The following is a 19997-nucleotide window of genomic DNA, read 5'->3' on the forward strand; positions in this document are numbered from 1 at the left end:
CAGTCTGGGAGGACTGACGGAAAAAGGGGTAGGTATAATTAATTTCGGGGGAGAAATTAGTTATTCATTAACTTAATTCATTCGGGGAAATGAATTAAGAGTTAAAAGTTATTAATTAAGGTATGAATTTATAATAACAATGAGTTGTGAAGAAATTATGACGTAAAAAAGAAAAAATATAAAAAGTGTTCTCAACAATAAAAGAGCCTACTCTGATTGAAGTACCGGAGTAGGCTCTTGGTGATTATTAGGTTAGTCTTCTTTTGCAATTTTCTCTTCGATTTTCTTAGAAGCTTCTCGAGGTAAGTCGCTGTCTCTTTCAGCTAATAAGTTACGAATATCTTTTAGATACTCTTCTGTCGGTGTTAACGCGACATCTAAGCTTTCGTCTTCATCTTTTTCACTAGATTTGCTTGTTGCATTTCTGAGTGATGTTATCCCTTTTAGCAACATGAAGATAACGAAGGCGATGATTATAAAGTTGATGATATCATCTAAGAATTGTCCGATTTTAAAAGTTGTATCGCCAATTGTGAGCACAATTCCTGACAAATCAACCTTACCGACGACAAGCGCAATGATAGGGCCAATAATGTTAGTTGTGAAAGATTTAACGATTGTTGTAAATGCGCCACCAATAATAACAGCGACAGCTAAATCCATCACGTTCCCACGAGTGATAAAATCTCTAAATTCTTTTAACATAGTTAATAAGTCTCCTTTAGTTTGGTTAACTGTATCTTAAAGTATAACGGATTCAATGGCATATGTGAAATGGAAATTGTGAGTTAACAGGGATAAATGCTATAATTAAGGCACAAATTAAAAGTCAGCGAGGAACAAATCGTTATGAAACAGGTTAAAAAGAATAGTACATTATTATTGAGTATCCTTGTTATGATTATTGCGATTGTTTGGATCCGTGTCGGCGGAGATAACTTTTCTTTATCAAACGCTTATTTTTATATCGGAATCTGTTTGATTTTATTGGGTATCTGTTTCATATTAGGACAGGCGCAACTATTCGCCGGCTGGTTTAAACGTCGAGACAAAGGTGAATCTAAAGAAGATTATGCTGAACGAAAAATAGATGTTCGAAGTGTGGGTAGCAAAAAGAATCGGCCACTCAAAATTTCACCGTTTATGCGGGGATGTTTTATTATTGGAATGGTAATGATTGTCATCTCAATAGCCGTGACACTTTAAAAAAACGAAACTAGAAGTACGTAAATGAGAATTATGTGATTGATGGCCCATCTATTAAAAGCTTTATTGCTTGTTGGAATATTCTTAATAGGTATAGGTATCGCGTCTATTGAAACTTATATTAGGACGTTGGCCTTCTTTCGACAAGATTCTTGGCATTAGGTACTAGGAATACTGCTAATAAGGTTGGTAGCAATCATATCTGCAATGTACGTCATAATAGTGATGCTTTTTCAACTTTAAATAATTAGCTTTTGATTGTTATATTCGATATTGGGTGAACAAATATTTAACGACTAGGGGTTATTTCAGCAACGGCATTAGGTGCATTCATCATTAAAAAAGTTTCAAAACAAAAATAATCATCTAAAATTAAAATAAATAACAAAGGGAGCCCTCATTAATTGAGAGCTCCCTTTTAAATCTGATTTTAATTGTTGTTTCTAGTTATTTAACGCATATTTCTGAATGGCTTTAGCGACACCTAATTCAACATTAGTAGCCGTTACAGCTTTGGCACTATCTTTTACTTCTTGGATAGCATTGCCCATGGCAACACCGAAACCAACAGCTTGCATCATTGATAAATCATTACCTTGATCACCAAGTGCCATAACTTCTTCTTTTTTGATGCCTAATTTTTCGGCTAAGCCCATAACGGCATTACCTTTGCTGGCATTCTTATTTAAAAGTTCTAAGAAGAAGGGTTCACTTTGAACATAATAGTAGTTATCTGCGATTTTTGCGGGCAAGGCGTTAACAACGCGTGTGATAACTTCAGGATAATCAATATACATTATTTTTGAAATAACAATATCTTTAGGCATTTCTTCTGGGTTACGGAAACGAAGTGGCATTTGAACCAAGAAAGATTCGGCAACCGTGTATTCACTAATATCAGCATTGGGTGTGTACATCAGTTTTTGATCTTCAGCATGCATATGCACGTTCAATTCACGACTGGTTTCTTCAAGTAAGTGGTAATCGTTAATATCTAATGTGTGGTGAATTAAACTTTCACCAGTACCAGAAACTTGGACTAAAGCGCCGTTAAATGTAATAACAAAATCGTCATCTGTTGTTAAATCTAATTTTTCTAAGTATTTTGTGACACCAGTTAATGGACGGCCGGTACAAAGAACGACCCGAATACCTGCAGCCTTAGCAGCTTTGATAGTAGCGATTGTTTCTGGCGCAATTTCTTTTTGATCATCAACAAGTGTGCCATCGATATCAATTGCGATTAATTTAATTGTCATGTTGTGTAATCTCCTTTGGGTGAATTAAGTTATCGTTGTTAATATAAGTTCTGAACTGGTTATAAATATCTACGAATAAATCATCTTCTGATTTCAACAATTCTCTTGGGAAGAAGAAACGCCTGTCACCTGAAACTTTGCCGGTAATTGAGGCAACTAGGTCGCTAACACTAGAAAGCTCAACGAGCGAGCCGTCTTCTTGAGCCAATTCGATTTGAGTACGTGGTTTATCCTTAGTTGGATCATAGGCGTCGTAAGGTAAATCGTAACTATCGTTTTCAGCCGTATAATATTCAGGGTTGAAGCCGGCTGATTCGATTAAACGCTCTAAATCAGGAAGCAAGTCGGCCGTATTCGCATCAAATTTAATTGATTTGAAAGGTTTACGATCTAAAAAACGAACGGCTAAATCACTTAAAATGGTATCCGTATTTTGACGCCATTCTGTGAAATAAGTCGTTAAAACACCATCATCTAACTGTAAGTAATCGTCTAACGAGAAATCATTCTCAAAAAGTGGAATCAATAACTTTGGAGAATCTTCAAGACCTAATCGATTATTTTCGTATAGATACTTAGCACGATGTAAGAGGTGACTTAAAATAACTTCCATTGATCTAGAAATTGGATGGAAATAAACTTGGACGTACATTTGAAAACGACTGACGATATAATCTTCAACCGCATGCATCCCGTTAATATCGAATGCAATGCCGCCTTTATAAGGGCGCATCACGCGTAAAATCCGTGTTAAATCAAATGTTCCATAATTTGTACCCGTATAGTAAGAATCGCGTAGCAGATAATCCATACGATCTGCATCAATTTGACTGGAAATTAATTGAACAACCTGTGGGTTCGGATATTTTTTCTGAATGACACTTGCGACCTTTGCCGGGAAATCAGTTGAAACACCTGCTAAAACTTGATTGATTTCGGTTGAAGGATCAGTCAAAATTTGTGCGGTAATAGCTTCATGGTCTGTTTTGAAGATATGCTCAAAAGTATGCGAGTAAGGGCCGTGGCCAATATCATGCAAGAGTGCAGCACATAACGCAACTAATTTTTCAGAATCATCCCATAAACCGTCACCGGCTTCTTTGGTTGGGTAATTACGTTGAAAGTTATCGCAAATGCGACGCGTAATCTCATAAACACCAACAGAGTGAGTGAAACGAGAATGTTCAGCACCATGGAATGTTAGTGATGTTGTACCCAGTTGTTTAATTCGGCGTAAACGCTGAAATTCTTTAGTATTAATTAAGTCTAAAATGACTTGATGTTGCACATAAATGTAATCGTGAATTGGATCACGTAATACTTTTTCTCTAGTGAGTAACGGTGATTGTTCGAGCAATAGAAATCCCTCCTCGAAAATTTAACGACAAATTGAGTCCATGTAATGACGCAATACTTTCATTATAACGAACATTCGTAATTTAGTCATGATATAATCCTGATTTTAAGTAACGACATTTATGAAAATCTAAGTTATAATACAATGAAACAATAAGGTGAACGGAGGACTCAGTCACGTGGCAATCACATTGGATAAACAAATTGCAATTCATTTAGAAACGGTTAAAACGCAAGAAGGCGAAGTTGAACGCTACGTCATTGAAACGACAGGTCAACTTGTTCGTTTAGGCGACGGGATGTACATCAGATATAAAGAAGAAGATGAAGAGACTGGTCAAACAATTCCAGTCACATTTAAATTACAAGATGATGGCGAAATTCAATTAACACGAGAAACAGATGCCATCCGAACAAAATTAATCTTTTTGGCGCAAAAAAAGATTAGCGGAACTTATAAAACGGCGTATGGCCGGATTCCAATTGAAATTGAAACGAAACGGCTAAAAAGCCAATTAAAAAATCAACCTATTTCGGGGTCAGTTGAGATTGATTACCGATTGACAACTAATGGTGAATTATTAGGAGACTACAATATCCGATTGCAATTTACCGCATAAAAATGTATGATTAAGAGTAGACTTTTGGAAAGGACGTGTGCTAGTTGGAGCTTAAACAATTCGATGGCCAAAACAAAGACGAGTTATCAATGATTGAGGTTGCTCACGCAATCTTATCGCAACATGGTGACGTCATGGGTTTTGCTGACTTAACTAATGAAATCCAAACATATCTTGGTAAAAATGATTTAGAAGTGAGAGATCGCTTATCACAATTTTACACAGATTTGAACGCAGATGGTAGTTTCATTTCGCTTGGAGAGAACTTATGGGGATTACGTTCATGGTATCCCTTCGATTCAATCGATGAAGCTGTTGCTCATGTGGAAGATGAAGATGACGAAGATCGTCCTAAACGTAAAAAACGTAAGAAAGTTAATGCTTTCTTAGCAGATGTCGCTGATGATGATGACGTTATCGATTACAATGATGACGATCCTGAGGACGATGATTTAGATGCAACTTATGAAGATGACGACGATGATGACGATGAAGATGCAGAAATCAAAGGCTATGATAAAGATCTTGATGAAATAGCTGATGATGATTCTGATGATGAAGAAGAATTACCAGAAGGTATTGAAGATCAATTATCTGAGATAGCTGATGATGATACAGATGATGACGAGGAAAATAGTTAAAAGGACTTGACGATTTCGTCAAAACCCTGTAATATATTTTTTGGGCACCTCGCAGGTATTTCTTGCGAGGGCAAACGCACGGTTGATACAAGCTCCCTACCCTGATTAGAGTAATCTAGTTAGCTTAGGGAGCTTGTTGTTTTTATATTTATAATGAACAAGTATCAGGCCATAAACATACAATCCCCAAAAAAACTAACCCAAAGGAGATTCATAATGACCAAATATATTTTTGTTACAGGTGGCGTTGTTTCGTCAATTGGTAAAGGGATCGTTGCAGCATCTCTTGGCCGTTTATTAAAGAACAGAGGCTTAAAGGTCACAATTCAAAAGTTTGATCCCTACATTAATGTGGATCCAGGAACGATGAGCCCATATCAACATGGGGAAGTCTTCGTAACTGATGATGGTACGGAAACTGATTTAGATCTTGGTCATTATGAACGTTTTATTGATATCAACTTAAATCAATATTCGAATGTGACAACTGGTAAAATTTATTCAGAAGTTTTACAAAAAGAACGTCGTGGTGATTATTTGGGTGCCACAGTTCAAGTTATTCCACATATCACAAACACAATTAAAGAAAAAATCATGCGCGCTGGAACAACAACAGATTCAGACGTTGTGATTACTGAAATTGGTGGAACTGTCGGCGATATTGAATCATTACCTTTCCTTGAAGCATTGCGTCAAATGAAAGCTGATGTTGGTTCTGAAAACGTAATTTATATCCATACAACTTTAATTCCATACCTAAAAGCTGCTGGTGAAATGAAAACAAAACCAACACAACATAGTGTTAAAGAATTACGTGGTTTGGGTATCCAACCAGATATGCTAGTTGTTCGTACAGAAGAACATATTTCACAAGATATGCGTAATAAATTAGCTAATTTCTGTGATGTTGAACCAGAAGCGGTTATCGAATCAATGGACGTTGATACGTTATACACGATTCCTTTAGCATTACAAAAGCAAAGAATGGACCAAATTGTTGTTGATCACTTGAAATTAACAACGCCAGAAGCTGATATGACTGAATGGCAAGAACTTGAAACGAAAGTTTTAAACTTGAAGAAAACGATCAATATTGCGCTTGTTGGTAAATATGTTAAATTACCAGATGCTTACATCTCTGTTGCTGAAGCATTGAAACATGCTGGGTACACGGTTGATGCTGACGTTAAGATTACGATGGTTGATTCTGAAAAATTAGATGAAAGCAACGTTGTCGAAGCATTACAAGCTGCTGATGGTATCATCGTACCTGGTGGATTCGGTAACCGTGGACTTGAAGGGATGATTCTTTCAATTCAATATGCGCGTGAAAACAATGTGCCATTCTTAGGCGTTTGTCTTGGTATGCAAATGGCATGTATCGAATTTGCTCGTAACGTGGTGGGTCTTCAAGGCGCACATTCAACAGAAGCTGTTCCAGAAACACCATATAACATTATCGACTTGATGACAGATCAAGAAGAAGTTGAAGATATGGGTGGCACACAACGTCTTGGTTTATATCCATGTAAATTAAAACCAGGAACAGTTGCAGCTGCAGCTTACAACAATCAAGATGTCATTCAAGAACGTCACCGTCATCGTTATGAATTTAACAATGAATACCGTGAACAACTTGCTGGCGAAGGTTTGGTCTTCTCTGGAACATCTCCAGATAACCGTTTAGTTGAAGTTGTTGAAATTCCTCAAAACAAATTCTTCGTGGCAGCTCAATACCATCCAGAATTTTTATCAAGACCACAACGTCCAGAAGGTTTATTCCAAGCTTTCGTGAACGCAACAGTTTAATAAATAATGAACGAAGAGAGGTTAACATTCCGTTGACCTCTCTTTTTTTGTGCATAGGGGTTGTATTAATTTGTGTACTATGTATAATAGTACACATGGTGGAGGTGAGATAAGTGCAAATTAATAAGACAAGCAGTAAACCATTTTATGAACAATTAATATCAGGTATTAAAGAAGATATCTTTAAAGGTATTTTACAAACAGACGATAAAGTCCCATCGGTCAGAGAAATGGCTAAAATTCATGAGATGAATCCGAATACGGTTAGTAAAGCCTACAAGGTGCTCGAGTCGCAAGATGTACTTGTCACCGTTAAAGGCCGTGGTACGTATGTTAAAGCAACAAATGAGAGTGATCGTGATGAACGTCAGATTCAAAAAGTTCGTACGATATTATTAGACACAATTAAAGAAGTAACTTATCTAGGTGTACAAGAAAATGAAATACATGATTGGATTAAACAATATTTTGAAAAGGGGGAGAGCTAAACATGGGATTTGAAATTAAAGGATTATCAGAAAAAATCGGAGACAAAGACATATTAAAAGATATTAATATTAGCTTGGTCCCCGGAGAAATTGTAGGTCTAATTGGCCGTAATGGTGTCGGTAAAACGACGTTATTTAGGTCAATCGCGGGCCAATACATACCAGATACTGGCGATATTTTGATTGATGACCAATGGATTAAAGAAGATTTAACGTTAAAGGAAAAGCTCTTCTACTTGGATACTCAAAATAACTTTTTTGATAGCTACACAATCGACAAAATCGCCGACTTTTACGAGTTAGCCTATCAAACATTCGATCGTGAAAAATATAACAATTGGGTCATCGAATATGATTTACCACGTCAAACGAAATACCGTCAATTCTCTAAGGGGATGCAAGGGTTATTTAACATTGTTTTAGCTTTTTCAACCGGAGCACCATACGTGATTTTAGATGAACCGTTGGACGGTTTGGATGTTATCGTTCGTAAGCAGGTTTTTCAGATTATTATCGATGCCGTTTCTGAAGATCAGCGAGGCGTTTTGATTTCGTCACATAACCTAGAAGAGTTAGACCGACTTATCGATCGCGCGATTGTATTGAAGGGTAGTCATATTGTGAGTGATTATCGCTTAGAAGATACGCGTTCAGAAGCTCGAAAAGTACAATTAGTGTTTAAATCAAAAGAAATTCCAACTTTTGTCAAAGAAAATAGCCGCGCCATTAGTATTCAAGGACGCGTAGTCGTTGTTTTATTTGAACATTATTCGGCAGAACTTGAGGCGCAAATTCAAGCTGAAGACCCAGCGTTATTTGAAGAATTGCCGTTAACTCTGGAAGACTTATTCCGAGCAAGCATTTCAGCTAAAGAAAGTACTGAAGGTGAAAAATAATGACAGTAAATAAGAGATTGAATCAAATTGTTTGGCAAAGATACAAGTGGTTTATCGCGTTATTTGTTGCTTTAATTGTCGGGGTATCGATGATGAACACGGTGGGCACCATTAATAGTGTCAAGGATACAGAAAAGATGACAACATACGAGTATTATGTCAAGCAAACCAATTCTGATGCTAAAGAAAGTAAAATAAAAAACCATGTCAGTCAGTTAGATTATAAAAAGTATCAAGCAGATATGGGTTATAATGATGGCTCAACTATTCTGGGCAATGCCTGGTCAGAAATATTTCTTTTATTTATAGTCGGTGTGGGTCTGTTTACGAGTTTATATGATTTAAAAACAAAATTTAATGAATTTATCTTTTCGAGTGGTTTTTCAAGACGTCGATATTTTTGGAAAAAATCAGGATTAATATTTATAACGACACTTGCAACAATCGTAATCTGTATGATAGCAGATGTTGGTATTGCTAAACTATTCATTTCAAGCAATTATTTCCACGTTTCAGAATCATTTTTAGTATTAAAATTGGGACATTATATAGCGGGATATACTGCCATATATGCTGTTGGAACCATTGTTGGAATTCTAGTGAACGGTATTTTAGCAGCAACAATAACTGCATTTGGGTTTCTTGGAAGTTGGATAATATTTACGGGGGCATTCCTCAATAATAGCATGGGTAATCCTTTTAATTATGCGTCCGAATATAATATGGAAATGATGGGGCCTAGCGTCCCAGTCCAGATAGTAATATTCTTGATTTTAGCCGCGTTAATGATGTGGGCAGCTTCTTATTTCTTTAATAATCTGTCATTAGAACAAGACGGTCCTTACTTACAATTTAACTATCTAAAAAAACCGTTACTGATTTTTGTAACTCTTTATATTGGATTCATTATTGGTGGGCAAGGTCGCGGTTATACAAAGCTGAGTGAAATGATAAAAGTGGGCGTCATTACCGGGATTATCACGTTTATCGTTGCGTATATCGTTATCTATCGGCCACAAAACATTTGGCAAAAGATACAAAATAAATCTTCAAAAAATAAATCTTAAAAAATAATAGCCCTCTATTCATAACGAATAGGGGGCTATTTCGACCTTACAAACTTGTTAGTATGTATAATAAGTGGATTATGATAAACTACAATTTATACACATAAAAGCGATATTATTGGGAGGGATTCAGTTTGAAAGAAATGTTAACGATAAATAATTTAACAAAGAGTTTCGGCAAAAAGACAGTGCTTAAAGGGATTGACTTCAAGATTTCGGAAGGTGAGATTGTTGGACTTGTTGGTGCTAATGGTGCCGGTAAAACAACCATCATGAAATCCATTCTTGGATTAGCTAGTTACCAAGCAGGAGAAATAACGATTGATGGGAAGATGGTTTCAACAACGAGTCATCAGGCGTTAGAAGAAGTCGGTGCGTTAATTGAATACCCCGGTATTTATCCATTTTTAAGTGGCTATGATCATTTAAAATTATTCTCTGAAAATAATACTAAAGAAGAACTAGACGAAATTGTGGCTGACCTACATATGACAGATTATATTAACCGTAAGGCTAAGTCATACTCATTGGGGATGAAACAAAAATTAGGAATTGCCTTGGCATTATTGAATCGACCAAGATTAATTATTTTGGATGAACCAATGAATGGACTTGATCCTCAAGCAACACGTGACGTCCGTGAACTTGTATTGAAATTATCAAAAAAAGGAACATCGTTCTTAATTTCAAGTCATATTTTGGGCGAATTAGAAAAGATCGTTGATCATTTTATCATTTTAAACAAAGGTAAAATCATTCAAGCAATGTCTGTTGAGGAATTAAATGCGGGACATAGCCATTACGTTATGTTAACGACAACTGATAATGAAAAAGCTAAGGAAGTTTTAACGGCGGCTAAGTATGAGCTACAAGTTGACCGATCAGTTAAAATTAAAATGAGTGAAAATGCTGATTTGGCAAATATTATTCAAGTTCTTTATGATAATAAAATTCAAATCAATGATGTTAGACATCAAGAAAATGATATGGAAGAATCATTGCTTAATTTATTAGATCAAAAAGATGGGGGTAAAGCCTGATGTTAACATTGGTTAAACAAGAAACATTCAAATTATTGAAAAAGAAATCAACACCAATTATTTCAATTTTACTTACCATTTTTATTTTTGGCGTTGCAATTATCTCAAAAATGAATCCTAAAATATTTGGAGCTAAAGACCTGTTTGTTGGTGGTTTTGGCGCAACGTTCTTTATCGTGATGATAATGGTTGCGAGTGCAAGTACAATTGTTGCTATGGAATCACAATTTGGAACAATTAAAGATTTGTTATATCGTAAATATTCACGGGGGGCCGTTTTATCAAGTAAATGGTTGACCGTGTTCATCTACTCAATCTATTTAAACGTATTAGTGATTGTTGCTTCAATTGTTGCTAAAGTAATCTTCTTACCTGATCTATCATTCGCAGAAAAAGTAGGAAATCAAATGATTATCGGCGCATTAACAACATCCCTCGCTGGTAACTTTGTGAATTTATGGTTAATTATCAGTTTAGTCTTGCTATTAGCTAGTGCCTTTAATAGTTCTGGTGCTTCAATTGCTGCCGGAATTGGATTCTACTTCTTAACGAGTATCCTTTCAGGTATCCAAATTTTAGTTATTACTAAATGGGACTGGGTTAAATGGAATCCGCTTAACATGATGAACTTGAGTAATCAGTTATCAGCCGGAAAAACATTTGAGGCTTTAACACATTTGACGACAAATCAATTAATTTGGGGTAACCTTGGTTACACAGCAGTATTCTTATTCTTGGGATACCTCGTATTCAAGCGTAAAAATGTTTAACTAACCGGTTGAAATTAAAATGGATAACGTAGAATTTTCTACGTTATCCATTTTTTTATTTAATTATTAAGAAATAGAATTATCTAGATACATTTTTATTTTTTCAAAGTCCTTTTCTATAAATAAACGTGCTGGCACCTCAATTATTGGTAAATTATTTTCATTATCAAAAGGCACGAAAGGTTTGGGGACCACCAAATAATCAACGCTGTCTTTATCTTTAAGATAGTTAACTGAAACATCATAATACCTAGAAAAATAGGCTTTTAGGTCATCGTGATTTTTAATAAATGGGATAGCATCTATTGAACTAAAGTTTATACCGGAACTAACGGTTAATACAAAACATATTTTCTTCATGAAATCCCTCCTTTCTGTATAATGTTACGATAAATGAGCATCTTTGTAAAACGCTTTCTTTAAACGCATATGTACAACTCTGACCGTTAATATTTATGTTATTTTAATAAAATAGAGACTCATGCGCTAACGTTGTTTAGAGTTGTATACTTCGTTATACTGAGAAGAAATAATTAATCAAAAATTTAAATTTTAATGAAATGTGAACAACATAGAAAGGACATTTAAGATGTTAATATTTAATAGAAAAAAAGAGTTATATTTTTAATTTGTTCATATTTATATGTGGTAATAGCGACGATTTTATACGCAAAAAATGAGTATATCAGTTTAGCAAGTATTCCAAAAGAAGCTTCAGGATTAAATTTCTTTTATGGTACACAGGGGAGCTTTTCATCAGCACTTTTATTCTTTTTCTATATCTCAGTGATGCCATTTCTTTATTCTCATAATATTATCAGCGCTAAAAATAACCATTTTGATAACCTTATGATCACACGACTGGGTTCACAAAAACGCTATCGACTAAAAGCAATCGTAATGAATATCGTCTATTCAGGAGGTATCTTTTTAAGTTATCGAATTTTAGAATTAGTTGTTTCCGTTATGATAATTAATCCAATTAATTTTACGGAAGAGACACGGAGTCTGTTCGATCAATTACCTTACGTCTTCTCAACGAACGCTATCCTAAACTTAGTCTTTTACCTTATCCTATCAACAATTGGCGCTATGGTATTTGCTAGCTTCATTTTAAGTATCGGTTTATTTTTGAAAAATTCGGTTCTTTATTACGCCGTAGGACTGATTGTAAGTTTATTTTTTTCGTTAGTACCGGCTCTACTAATGGGGTTATTAAATATTAGAAGTTTTATTGGCTCTCTCTTTATGAATTCGGTGTCTTTTGACACCTTATTCACACCTGGAATACGGACGATTGGCTCCTATGCGCCTAAATTTAATGCGTGGTTTCCCTTTATCGGCTCAGTTTTCTTTTTTGGGTTAGTTACTTTTATTTTATATAAGGTATGGGATCAATACTATGATGAGTAGGAATGAGGAGGTAGCAGGATGATTGGAATTTTAAATCGTAAGAAGAATGTCTTACTACTTATGGCAGTGTTGGTTTGTGGCGGTGGGAATCTATTAATGTTAGGCGGGTTAAATAAAGATGTTTATTCTACTTTAGCTCAGACTAATTTTATAACGACTGTACCTAACGTAATTGTACTTGTGTTAATCTTTAGCCAGTTAGTGAGGTACAACCGGATCAGTAACTTACTCATTACAAGAGTGAAATTGACAAAATATTTAACAAGTCAGTTGATGTTGTCTATGAGTCTTGGACTCGTTTATTTAGGATTTCAATACGCTTTAAATTTATGGTTGTTGCCTGTTGAACATCCGGCTAGAGTCGGCGTCATTTATCTCTATTTATTGATTAATATGGTCTTATTTTTATTTGAAATTATGGTTATGAACTTAATTAATTTTGGAATGAACCCTGTGTTCGTGTTCGCAGTTGCACTGGGAATGAATTTTATCTGGCATTACGCATTTGTGATGAATATTATTTCTAAATGGTATGTGGAGGGAATTATATAATGGAAACTAAAAAAATGTTAAAAATAGAAGCATTATCAAAGAAAATTAAACAACATGAGATTATTAATGACTTAAATTTAACCGTTGATTCAGGTGAATTAATCCATATCATGGGGATTAATGGATCCGGAAAATCAACTCTTTTCAAAATCATCGCTAATATTATGGAACCAAGTAGTGGAACTGTTACACTTTTTGAAAACGTAGAAATTGGGGCATTAATTGAGAACCCGAGCTTTATGGAAACTAGTACAGCTAAAGAAAATATGAAGTTCTTATCTCAAATTAATCATCATTACAATGAGAAAAGAATCAGTGACTTATTTAGCAAGCTTGATTTAGATTATAATAGTCGTGAAAAAATTAATAAGTACTCACTAGGTATGCGTCAAAAAGTGGGCATTATACAAGCTATTATGGAGAATCAAAACTTAATCTTGTTGGATGAACCTACACGAGGTCTTGATAAAAAGGCATTGGAAACGTTTGGCCAGATGGTTATGGAGCTAATTGGTGAAGGGAAATCTATTATTATTGCGTCACATGAAAACTTATCAGAATTGGAATTTACAACGCGTTATGAACTAGTCGAAGGTGACTTACAAAAGTTATGAGAAAGAATCAAGTTATCCTTTATTTGGTACTATTAGAACTATGTATTTTTGGTCTCTATTATCAAGATCCCAAAATTATGAATGCTATTCAATATAATTTTGCATGGAATGGGACGCTAATGAGTCAATTGACGATTATTTTCTTGAGTTGTCTCGAGGTATTAATTATTTTAATTCCCATTAATGATATCTGGCAATTGGAGAATATGATTCGTCCTCGAGTTAACAACGTGAAATATTATTGGTTGGCCTTTAAGCGAATTGCACCAAATCTTATCATACTCATTGTTATAAATTTGGTAATGAGTCTGGCAATTAAACAAAATTTTGTTATAGGTGATTTACGAATTTTAGTGACAACCTTGATGAGTCTCATGATAACGTTGACCTTTAGAACGAATAAATATATTTTTTTTGAGATGTTGTGCATGATTATGGTAGTTAGAATTGGATTTAGTCTGTTAAATTAAATAAAAACGCACCATTTAAGATAAATTATCTTCTTAAATGGTGTGTTTTTATGTTTATGAAATCATTGATGTAATAGCTGACCAGATAGAACTGAAGAATGAGACGATTGCATCCCATATTTTTTGTAAGAAGTTACGATTTTCAGACGTATTCAATTTGCTGAAAATATCTTTCGCACCATCTTGAATGTTTGTTGCGACTTTGTTAGCTTGTGACTTGAAATCGGATGAATCTAAAGCACCCGAGTCACGAATCTTAATTAAAACAGCAACAATTTGTTGTTTTTGATTGTCAGTAATGATGTTAGTTAAGTTATTATTTGTGATTTGGTTATTCACAATATTTGTAATCTGGTTGTTCGTAACGTTGCTACCTTCTTTGGCCATATCTTTCTTGGCACCGGCTACCGCATTATTTAACTGTGAATCCGTGTAACCGTCTTTACTCTTATTAGCTTGCGTAATGTCACTTAACGTCGACATTTCATTTTGAGCGGCAGTCACTTGTTTTGTATTCAAGGTTTCACCGTTTTGAGCAAAAGCTGCATAGACACCAGCAAGGGCGCCAGAACCATCAATTCTTGTTGCGGAAGTCACATAGATGTTAGCGTCGGTTACCCCAGCCGTTAAGGCCGCATTCTTATATTGGTTTTCCGTAATTGTCGTAATATTATTTGTGCCATTGTAATCTAAAATTTTAACGTTAATTCCGGAACCACTGCTGGTTTTTTGAACCATCGCTGATGACCAAACGCCTGAATCTGAGTTGAAGGTACTACCAGAACTATTGAGATATTTAACCAACGTGGATCCATTAACTGGTAAGGTCGAGTAAGTAGAATTACTGTCTAAACTCGCTGTTAATGTCGAAATTGTACCCGATTTCTGTGAATCCGTTAAACTTGAACCTAATGTGACAACGGGATTTGACCAATCGGTTGTCTTTTCTGTTGTTGATGAAGCCGAACTAGATGTGTCAGTTGCAGCGTGAGCAACTGATCCTAAACTAAGGACAGCTAATGTAGTGACTGCCGCCGTATAAATTATATTTTTGAATTTCATAATGTGACCCTCTCAATTAACATATATTTTAACTTAATTATACCTATCTGGAGAGAAAAGCATAATAAATGGATTTAAATAATAGAAAAAATTAAGGATTATCAGTATTGCGTTCATTCGCATAAAATACATTCAAAACCCTATGATATAAGGAAATGCAAATTTGATTTGCGGTATGCTATTTTTGGTTGCGGGAGATTGCCCCATCCGTTGCTTGTTGAACATTTTACCGGATGATAATATTAAGGTGTTAATTAAAGGAAAGTAGGACATCGGGATGAAAATTATTTTTGCAGAACAATTGGTTAAATGTCGTAAGGAAAAACAGTTGTCGCAAGAGGAATTGGCGAACCAATTATTTATCTCAAGACAAGCTATCTCAAAATGGGAAACGGGAGAAGCTGAACCGGATTTAGGTAAAATTGAAGCAGCTGCGAAGGTGTTGGACGTTCCTGTAGAAGTTTTATTATTTGGCGGGGATGCCAGTCAATCTGAATCAGGATTTAAAAAGAAAATTAAAGGCCTACTTGAAGAAGATGAGGCGGATAAAGATTGGCATGAAAATCATCGATGGCGAGAATGGCAATACAAACCTATTAATAATGGATGGGAATTTTTGGCACGCTACTATTGGGTTATCTTTGGTTTCATCGGAATGTTAGTTTGGGCCCTTGCTCGGACATAATAAGCGCTAAAAAAATAAAAAATACTCAACACTCACGAAAAATTCGGAGTGTTGAGCATTTTTTATTTTACTGGAACAACTTTTATTTCGGTTGAGTCATCATGAATTACAACGTATAACGTCTGAGTTTCTTCTTTATCGAAGAATCCGAGATTGATACATGGTAAACCATCGATTTCTTCAACGCCCACGAAACGATCCGTAAAGATTTGACGTAGCATTTTACCCATTTTTTTATGCGCATTGGCTTTTTCTGCCGCAGTTTTGAGAGTGAACCCAGAATCTAGGTAAGATTTGATTAAACGAATAATCGATAATGTATGGTAAGAATATTTTCTGTTTTGATTTTTATTCGTCTTAATTGATTCAATGAAGCCTTTTTGTTCCCAATAGCGAATTTGGCTCTGTGTAAGACCAGTTGTTTCAGCAATTTCGCCGATACCAATCGAGAATGTATCGTTTTTCATAATATCGGCCATTCTTTTCGCATAATCTTGAATATTTGCGATGTCGTTTATATCAGCCATATAAATTTACCTCCAAATTAAAAAATTTATTAATGATAACGGGATTAATCTTGTCATATTTACTCTATTGATTATATATTTTTTAAAACGTATGTCAAGTAGGTTGACATACGTTGCAAATAGTCTTATATTAATAGTCGAAGTTATTTTAAGAGGAAAAGAAGGTCAGCAAAATGAATTTAGATGCAAAAGGAAGACCGTATAATCGTAACCTATTGATTGCAACATTGTTAATAGGAACGTTCTGTACGGTTTTGAATCAAACAATTTTAGCAACAGCATATCCAACGTTAATGAAGGACTTTAACGTGACAACGTCAACAGTTCAATGGTTAACAACTGGATTTATGTTGGTTAATGGGATCCTTATCCCTGTTAGTGCGTGGTTAAGTAGTCGTGTGAACACAAAATGGCTCTATATTGGGGCAATGATGATTTTTGAACTTGGAACGGTGATGTCATATACAGCACCTAACTTTAGTTTCTTACTTGCCGGTCGTTTAGTTCAAGCTGTCGGTGTCGGTGTAACGATGCCATTACTCCAAACGATTATGTTATCGATTTTCCCACCAGAAAAACGTGGGGCATCAATGGGACTTGCCGGAATGGTTATTGGGTTGGCACCCGCTATTGGACCCACGCTTTCAGGTTGGGTCGTGGATAATGCAACATGGCGTGATCTTTTCGGAATGATTGTACCTATCGTAGCCGTTGTTATTGTGGCTTCTTTCTGGTTTATGAAACCCGTTATTGAAACGCATAAATCAAAAATTGATATTCTATCATTAATCGTATCAACAATTGGTTTTGGTAGTTTACTTTATGGCTTCTCAACTGTTGGTGATAATGGTTGGGGTAGCGTGTCAGTACTTAGTTTCTTAGCAATTGGGGTTATCTTTATTGGTCTTTTCGTATGGCGTCAACTAACTATGGAAACACCATTCTTAGAATTACACGTCTTTGCGTCTAAAGAATACACAATTGCTGCGCTCTTAAGTTCTATCGTTAATATGGCTATGATCGGTGTCGAAATGATCTTGCCAATGTACCTACAAACTGTGCGTGGAGATAGTGCTTTCCAATCAGGGTTAACGTTATTAGCCGGGGCATTGATGATGGGAATTATGAGTCCATTCACGGGTCGTCTGTTTGATTTATTTGGGGCTAAGAAGTTAGCGACTGGTGGGATGTTCCTATTAACGTTAGGAACAATTCCTTTCGCATTCTTAACGAAAGATACGCCAACGTTATACATCGTGGTCATGTACGCTATCCGGATGTTCGGGATTTCAATGGTTATGATGCCAACAACAACGTCTGGGATGAATGCTTTACCAGCTAGATTGATGGGTCATGGAACGGCCGTTAATAATACAGCACGTCAAATTGCTAGTTCAATTGTGACAGCTGTCATGGTTTCTGTTTTAACAAACGTAACGGTAGATGCACTGCCTGGTAAATCATTGCTTAAATCAGCACCTTTAGATTATAAGAACCAAGCGATTAATGCGACGTTGAGTGGGTATAAAGCAGCCTTTGCCATTGCGATTATTTTCTGTGTCATTGGTCTTTGGCTCTCATTCTTCTTAAAATCAAAACAACAAGTAACAAATAACGGGGGTGCAAAATAATGATTATTATTTTATTGGTTATTGCCGTTGTTTTATTCTTCCTAACATGGAATTTAATTAGGAATAATGCAGTAAGTTATACGCTCGGTGGTATTTTTGCACTTTGTATTATCGTTCTCGGTGGGATGATTGTTGTCAATTACAGCACTCATTACGGGATGGAAAAAGTAACAACAACTAAAACAGAATCTTTAGCTTCAATGTCTAAGGATACGAACTTATTGGTCTACCAACCAATTGGGACGGATGGTTCTGAAAAAGTAGTCGTCTATAAAAATACGGCATCACAAACAAAAACGAAACATACGCAAACGGATGATACAACTAGCAAAATCGTTGAAAATGCGAAGAGCAATAAGTTGGTAGTCAAAGAAACGCGTTGGGTATATAAAAATAATACCTACAAATTGATGTTTGGAATCGCCGATAACAATCATGTCTTAATTAAACGAACGAATACGTTCTATGTTAAGAAAGATATGCTAGTTTTAACGGCTAACCAAGCTAAGGCAATGCCTAAAATAGTTAAAGCTGAACAAGCTCAAGTAAATTCTAAGGCTGGTAAAGCAAAACTTGCTAAAGAAGGGGCTACCTTCGCTAAGGAAGCAGTCGCAAATGCAATGATGAAAAATGATAAAATTTCATCCGCAGATAAAGCTGAAATAGTTAAACAAGCAACTGACGCATTTAAGGTACAAGAAAAGGCAAAAGTTATGCAAGCTATTTTAAAAGAAGTTAAACAAGTTAAATAAACGGTCTATAACGTTGTAACCACGCTAGTTAGTAAACTAGTGTGGTTATTTTTTTTAATTAAAATATGAATTATAAAATGAACAATGCTATAATACGTTAATGGCATATACAATAAAAGGGGATTTTTGAATGAAAAAGAAAATAATCATTTGGATCGTGAGTATTTTGGTCCTATTTGCGGTCGCGATTGCAGGTGGAAGTTTTTACCTCTATCACTACGCTATCCAAAATACCGAAAAAACATTAACAGGGGCGTCAAAGAAAACACCGGAGAGAACTATTAAAGATAAAAAATGGTTGGCTGGTGTAAAAAAAGAGAACTGGACACAACAATCGGCTGGCGAGAATTTAAAATTAGTTGCTGATTATGTGCCTGCGGAAAAACAATCAACTAAAACAGTTGTGGTCGCTCATGGCTATATGGAAAACAAAGAAAATATGGCGTCATATATTCGACTATTCCATGATGCTGGCTACAATGTGTTAGCGCCAGATGATCGCGGACAAGGTAAGAGTGAAGGCGATTATATTGGTTTTGGTTGGAAAGACCGTTTAGATTATATTAAATGGACAAAAAAATTAATTGCTGAAAAAGGGCAAGATCAGAGAATTGGTCTATTTGGTCTAAGTATGGGTGCCGCAACGGTCATGATGATGAGTGGCGAGAAGTTACCTACTCAAGTTAAGGCAATTGTTGAAGATTGTGGGTACACGAATGTTGAGGACCTATTAGCTTATCAATTGAAGCTACAATTTAATCTACCCAAGCAACCGTTAATCACAACCTCAAGTTGGGTGACACAGTTGCGTGCGGGATATTCTTTTGCTGAAGCAGATTCTGTTAAGCAATTGAAGAAAAATAAATTACCAACGTTATTTATTCATGGGGATAAGGATGACTTTGTACCAAGTTCAATGGTTTACGACAACTATAAGGCGTCTGCAGGTAAGAAAGAATTGTGGGTTATTAAGGGTGCAGGACATGCAAAAGCCTTCGGTACAGATCCAGCCCTATATAGTAAAAAAGTCGTTAAATTCATGAATGATAACTTAGGTTCATAATTGACGGAAATTAAGTATTATTGGAGGTGTAAAAGTATCAAAAAATGCGTGTAGTCCCCCTTTTTTTGACGTTTTT

The 19997-nt window shown here is 35.5% G+C and carries 23 protein-coding genes; 17 read left to right on the top strand and 6 right to left on the bottom strand.

The window, feature by feature from the left end; genetic code table 11:
* Window positions 1-252: 252 nt before the first annotated feature.
* Window positions 253-705, bottom strand: coding sequence for a large conductance mechanosensitive channel protein MscL (mscL, locus tag FC66_RS05785; protein WP_057974446.1), 453 nt, complete (start codon window positions 703-705; stop codon window positions 253-255).
* A gap of 144 nt (window positions 706-849) precedes the next feature.
* Here mscL and FC66_RS05790 point away from each other — a divergent pair, with 144 nt between their 5' ends.
* Window positions 850-1206, top strand: a complete 357-nt coding sequence (locus FC66_RS05790; protein WP_057974447.1) for a DUF3899 domain-containing protein — start codon at window positions 850-852, stop codon at window positions 1204-1206.
* A 443-nt stretch (window positions 1207-1649) separates the two neighbouring features.
* On the opposite strand, the gene yidA is transcribed toward FC66_RS05790, so the two are convergent.
* Together yidA and FC66_RS05800 are read right to left on the bottom strand one after the other, a co-directional pair.
* Window positions 1650-2465: a sugar-phosphatase gene (yidA, locus tag FC66_RS05795; RefSeq protein ID WP_057974448.1), complete on the bottom strand. Its 816-nt coding sequence runs from the start codon at window positions 2463-2465 to the stop codon at window positions 1650-1652.
* Window positions 2455-3822 carry an HD domain-containing protein gene (locus FC66_RS05800; protein ID WP_057974449.1) on the bottom strand — a complete coding sequence of 456 codons (1368 nt, stop codon included), beginning with the start codon at window positions 3820-3822 and terminating at the stop codon, window positions 2455-2457. The genes yidA and FC66_RS05800 overlap by 11 nt, the downstream gene beginning before the upstream one ends.
* A 178-nt stretch (window positions 3823-4000) precedes the next feature.
* On the opposite strand from FC66_RS05800, the gene FC66_RS05805 reads away from it, so the two are divergent.
* From FC66_RS05805 to FC66_RS05840, 8 genes are all read left to right on the top strand, one after another.
* Window positions 4001-4441, top strand: a complete 441-nt coding sequence (locus FC66_RS05805; protein WP_057974450.1) for a YwiB family protein — start codon at window positions 4001-4003, stop codon at window positions 4439-4441.
* 44 nt (window positions 4442-4485) lie between these two features.
* The gene (gene rpoE / locus FC66_RS05810) at window positions 4486-5082 is read left to right on the top strand and encodes a DNA-directed RNA polymerase subunit delta (protein ID WP_057974451.1); all 597 of its coding nucleotides are present in this window, start codon (window positions 4486-4488) and stop codon (window positions 5080-5082) included.
* A gap of 216 nt (window positions 5083-5298) precedes the next feature.
* A complete protein-coding gene (locus FC66_RS05815) occupies window positions 5299-6891 on the top strand; it encodes a CTP synthase (RefSeq protein ID WP_057974452.1) in 1593 nt (530 codons plus the stop codon).
* Between the two features lie 113 nt (window positions 6892-7004).
* A complete protein-coding gene (locus FC66_RS05820) occupies window positions 7005-7379 on the top strand; it encodes a GntR family transcriptional regulator (RefSeq protein ID WP_057974453.1) in 375 nt (124 codons plus the stop codon).
* A gap of 2 nt (window positions 7380-7381) precedes the next feature.
* On the top strand, window positions 7382-8275 hold the full coding sequence (locus FC66_RS05825) for an ATP-binding cassette domain-containing protein (protein ID WP_057974454.1): 894 nt from the start codon (window positions 7382-7384) through the stop codon (window positions 8273-8275).
* On the top strand, window positions 8275-9342 hold the full coding sequence (locus tag FC66_RS05830) for a hypothetical protein (RefSeq protein WP_057974455.1): 1068 nt from the start codon (window positions 8275-8277) through the stop codon (window positions 9340-9342). Before FC66_RS05825 ends, FC66_RS05830 begins: the two co-directional genes overlap by 1 nt.
* A 143-nt stretch (window positions 9343-9485) precedes the next feature.
* Complete coding sequence (locus tag FC66_RS05835) at window positions 9486-10382, top strand: ABC transporter ATP-binding protein (RefSeq protein WP_057974509.1); 897 nt, start codon at window positions 9486-9488, stop codon at window positions 10380-10382.
* A complete protein-coding gene (locus tag FC66_RS05840) occupies window positions 10382-11152 on the top strand; it encodes an ABC transporter permease (RefSeq protein WP_057974456.1) in 771 nt (256 codons plus the stop codon). Before FC66_RS05835 ends, FC66_RS05840 begins: the two co-directional genes overlap by 1 nt.
* Before the next feature lie 66 nt (window positions 11153-11218).
* Here FC66_RS05840 and FC66_RS05845 read toward each other — a convergent pair whose 3' ends face one another.
* A complete protein-coding gene (locus tag FC66_RS05845) occupies window positions 11219-11512 on the bottom strand; it encodes a hypothetical protein (protein ID WP_057974457.1) in 294 nt (97 codons plus the stop codon).
* Window positions 11513-11797: 285 nt separating this feature from the next.
* On the opposite strand from FC66_RS05845, the gene FC66_RS05850 reads away from it, so the two are divergent.
* The 4 genes from FC66_RS05850 to FC66_RS05865 are packed head-to-tail and all read left to right on the top strand — an operon-like array spanning window position 11798 to window position 14201.
* Window positions 11798-12565, top strand: a complete 768-nt coding sequence (locus FC66_RS05850; protein WP_057974458.1) for a hypothetical protein — start codon at window positions 11798-11800, stop codon at window positions 12563-12565.
* Window positions 12566-12583: 18 nt separating this feature from the next.
* Window positions 12584-13117 (top strand): hypothetical protein, encoded by a 534-nt coding sequence (locus FC66_RS05855; protein WP_057974459.1) that lies wholly within the window; start codon window positions 12584-12586, stop codon window positions 13115-13117.
* Window positions 13117-13731 carry an ATP-binding cassette domain-containing protein gene (locus FC66_RS05860; protein ID WP_225416504.1) on the top strand — a complete coding sequence of 205 codons (615 nt, stop codon included), beginning with the start codon at window positions 13117-13119 and terminating at the stop codon, window positions 13729-13731. The genes FC66_RS05855 and FC66_RS05860 overlap by 1 nt, the downstream gene beginning before the upstream one ends.
* Window positions 13728-14201, top strand: coding sequence for a hypothetical protein (locus FC66_RS05865; protein ID WP_057974460.1), 474 nt, complete (start codon window positions 13728-13730; stop codon window positions 14199-14201). Before FC66_RS05860 ends, FC66_RS05865 begins: the two co-directional genes overlap by 4 nt.
* 54 nt (window positions 14202-14255) lie before the next feature.
* On the opposite strand, the gene FC66_RS05870 is transcribed toward FC66_RS05865, so the two are convergent.
* Entirely contained in the window at window positions 14256-15263 is a 1008-nt protein-coding gene (locus tag FC66_RS05870; protein WP_057974461.1) for a DUF1002 domain-containing protein, read from the bottom strand.
* Window positions 15264-15540: 277 nt separating this feature from the next.
* Between FC66_RS05870 and FC66_RS05875 the strand changes: the two genes are divergently transcribed.
* Window positions 15541-15948 (top strand): helix-turn-helix domain-containing protein, encoded by a 408-nt coding sequence (locus tag FC66_RS05875; RefSeq protein ID WP_057974462.1) that lies wholly within the window; start codon window positions 15541-15543, stop codon window positions 15946-15948.
* 62 nt (window positions 15949-16010) lie between these two features.
* On the opposite strand, the gene FC66_RS05880 is transcribed toward FC66_RS05875, so the two are convergent.
* Complete coding sequence (locus FC66_RS05880; RefSeq protein WP_083478975.1) at window positions 16011-16475, bottom strand: MerR family transcriptional regulator; 465 nt, start codon at window positions 16473-16475, stop codon at window positions 16011-16013.
* Between the two features lie 173 nt (window positions 16476-16648).
* Here FC66_RS05880 and FC66_RS05885 point away from each other — a divergent pair, with 173 nt between their 5' ends.
* The 3 genes from FC66_RS05885 (at window position 16649) to FC66_RS05895 (ending at window position 19921) form a co-directional block, all read left to right on the top strand.
* Window positions 16649-18106, top strand: coding sequence for an MDR family MFS transporter (locus tag FC66_RS05885; RefSeq protein WP_057974463.1), 1458 nt, complete (start codon window positions 16649-16651; stop codon window positions 18104-18106).
* Window positions 18106-18858, top strand: a complete 753-nt coding sequence (locus FC66_RS05890) for a DUF4811 domain-containing protein (protein WP_057974464.1) — start codon at window positions 18106-18108, stop codon at window positions 18856-18858. The genes FC66_RS05885 and FC66_RS05890 overlap by 1 nt, the downstream gene beginning before the upstream one ends.
* Before the next feature lie 130 nt (window positions 18859-18988).
* Window positions 18989-19921, top strand: a complete 933-nt coding sequence (locus tag FC66_RS05895; RefSeq protein WP_057974465.1) for an alpha/beta hydrolase — start codon at window positions 18989-18991, stop codon at window positions 19919-19921.
* Window positions 19922-19997 lie beyond the last annotated feature (76 nt).

Source organism: Dellaglioa algida DSM 15638 (assembly GCF_001434695.1).
Lineage (GTDB): Bacteria > Bacillota > Bacilli > Lactobacillales > Lactobacillaceae > Dellaglioa > Dellaglioa algida.

Bases quoted from the DNA above. Each gene is read 5' to 3' on its own strand.
- FC66_RS05865 (WP_057974460.1), top strand. From the start codon at position 13,728: ATGAGAAAGAATCAAGTTATCCTTTATTTGGTACTATTAGAACTATGT.
- FC66_RS05880 (WP_083478975.1), bottom strand. From the start codon at position 16,475: ATGGCTGATATAAACGACATCGCAAATATTCAAGATTATGCGAAAAGA.
- FC66_RS05870 (WP_057974461.1), bottom strand. From the start codon at position 15,263: ATGAAATTCAAAAATATAATTTATACGGCGGCAGTCACTACATTAGCT.
- FC66_RS05875 (WP_057974462.1), top strand. From the start codon at position 15,541: ATGAAAATTATTTTTGCAGAACAATTGGTTAAATGTCGTAAGGAAAAA.
- FC66_RS05825 (WP_057974454.1), top strand. From the start codon at position 7,382: ATGGGATTTGAAATTAAAGGATTATCAGAAAAAATCGGAGACAAAGAC.
- FC66_RS05855 (WP_057974459.1), top strand. From the start codon at position 12,584: ATGATTGGAATTTTAAATCGTAAGAAGAATGTCTTACTACTTATGGCA.
- FC66_RS05790 (WP_057974447.1), top strand. From the start codon at position 850: ATGAAACAGGTTAAAAAGAATAGTACATTATTATTGAGTATCCTTGTT.
- FC66_RS05890 (WP_057974464.1), top strand. From the start codon at position 18,106: ATGATTATTATTTTATTGGTTATTGCCGTTGTTTTATTCTTCCTAACA.
- FC66_RS05845 (WP_057974457.1), bottom strand. From the start codon at position 11,512: ATGAAGAAAATATGTTTTGTATTAACCGTTAGTTCCGGTATAAACTTT.
- mscL (WP_057974446.1), bottom strand. From the start codon at position 705: ATGTTAAAAGAATTTAGAGATTTTATCACTCGTGGGAACGTGATGGAT.
- FC66_RS05830 (WP_057974455.1), top strand. From the start codon at position 8,275: ATGACAGTAAATAAGAGATTGAATCAAATTGTTTGGCAAAGATACAAG.
- yidA (WP_057974448.1), bottom strand. From the start codon at position 2,465: ATGACAATTAAATTAATCGCAATTGATATCGATGGCACACTTGTTGAT.
- FC66_RS05815 (WP_057974452.1), top strand. From the start codon at position 5,299: ATGACCAAATATATTTTTGTTACAGGTGGCGTTGTTTCGTCAATTGGT.
- FC66_RS05835 (WP_057974509.1), top strand. From the start codon at position 9,486: ATGTTAACGATAAATAATTTAACAAAGAGTTTCGGCAAAAAGACAGTG.
- FC66_RS05885 (WP_057974463.1), top strand. From the start codon at position 16,649: ATGAATTTAGATGCAAAAGGAAGACCGTATAATCGTAACCTATTGATT.
- FC66_RS05860 (WP_225416504.1), top strand. From the start codon at position 13,117: ATGGAAACTAAAAAAATGTTAAAAATAGAAGCATTATCAAAGAAAATT.
- FC66_RS05895 (WP_057974465.1), top strand. From the start codon at position 18,989: ATGAAAAAGAAAATAATCATTTGGATCGTGAGTATTTTGGTCCTATTT.
- FC66_RS05840 (WP_057974456.1), top strand. From the start codon at position 10,382: ATGTTAACATTGGTTAAACAAGAAACATTCAAATTATTGAAAAAGAAA.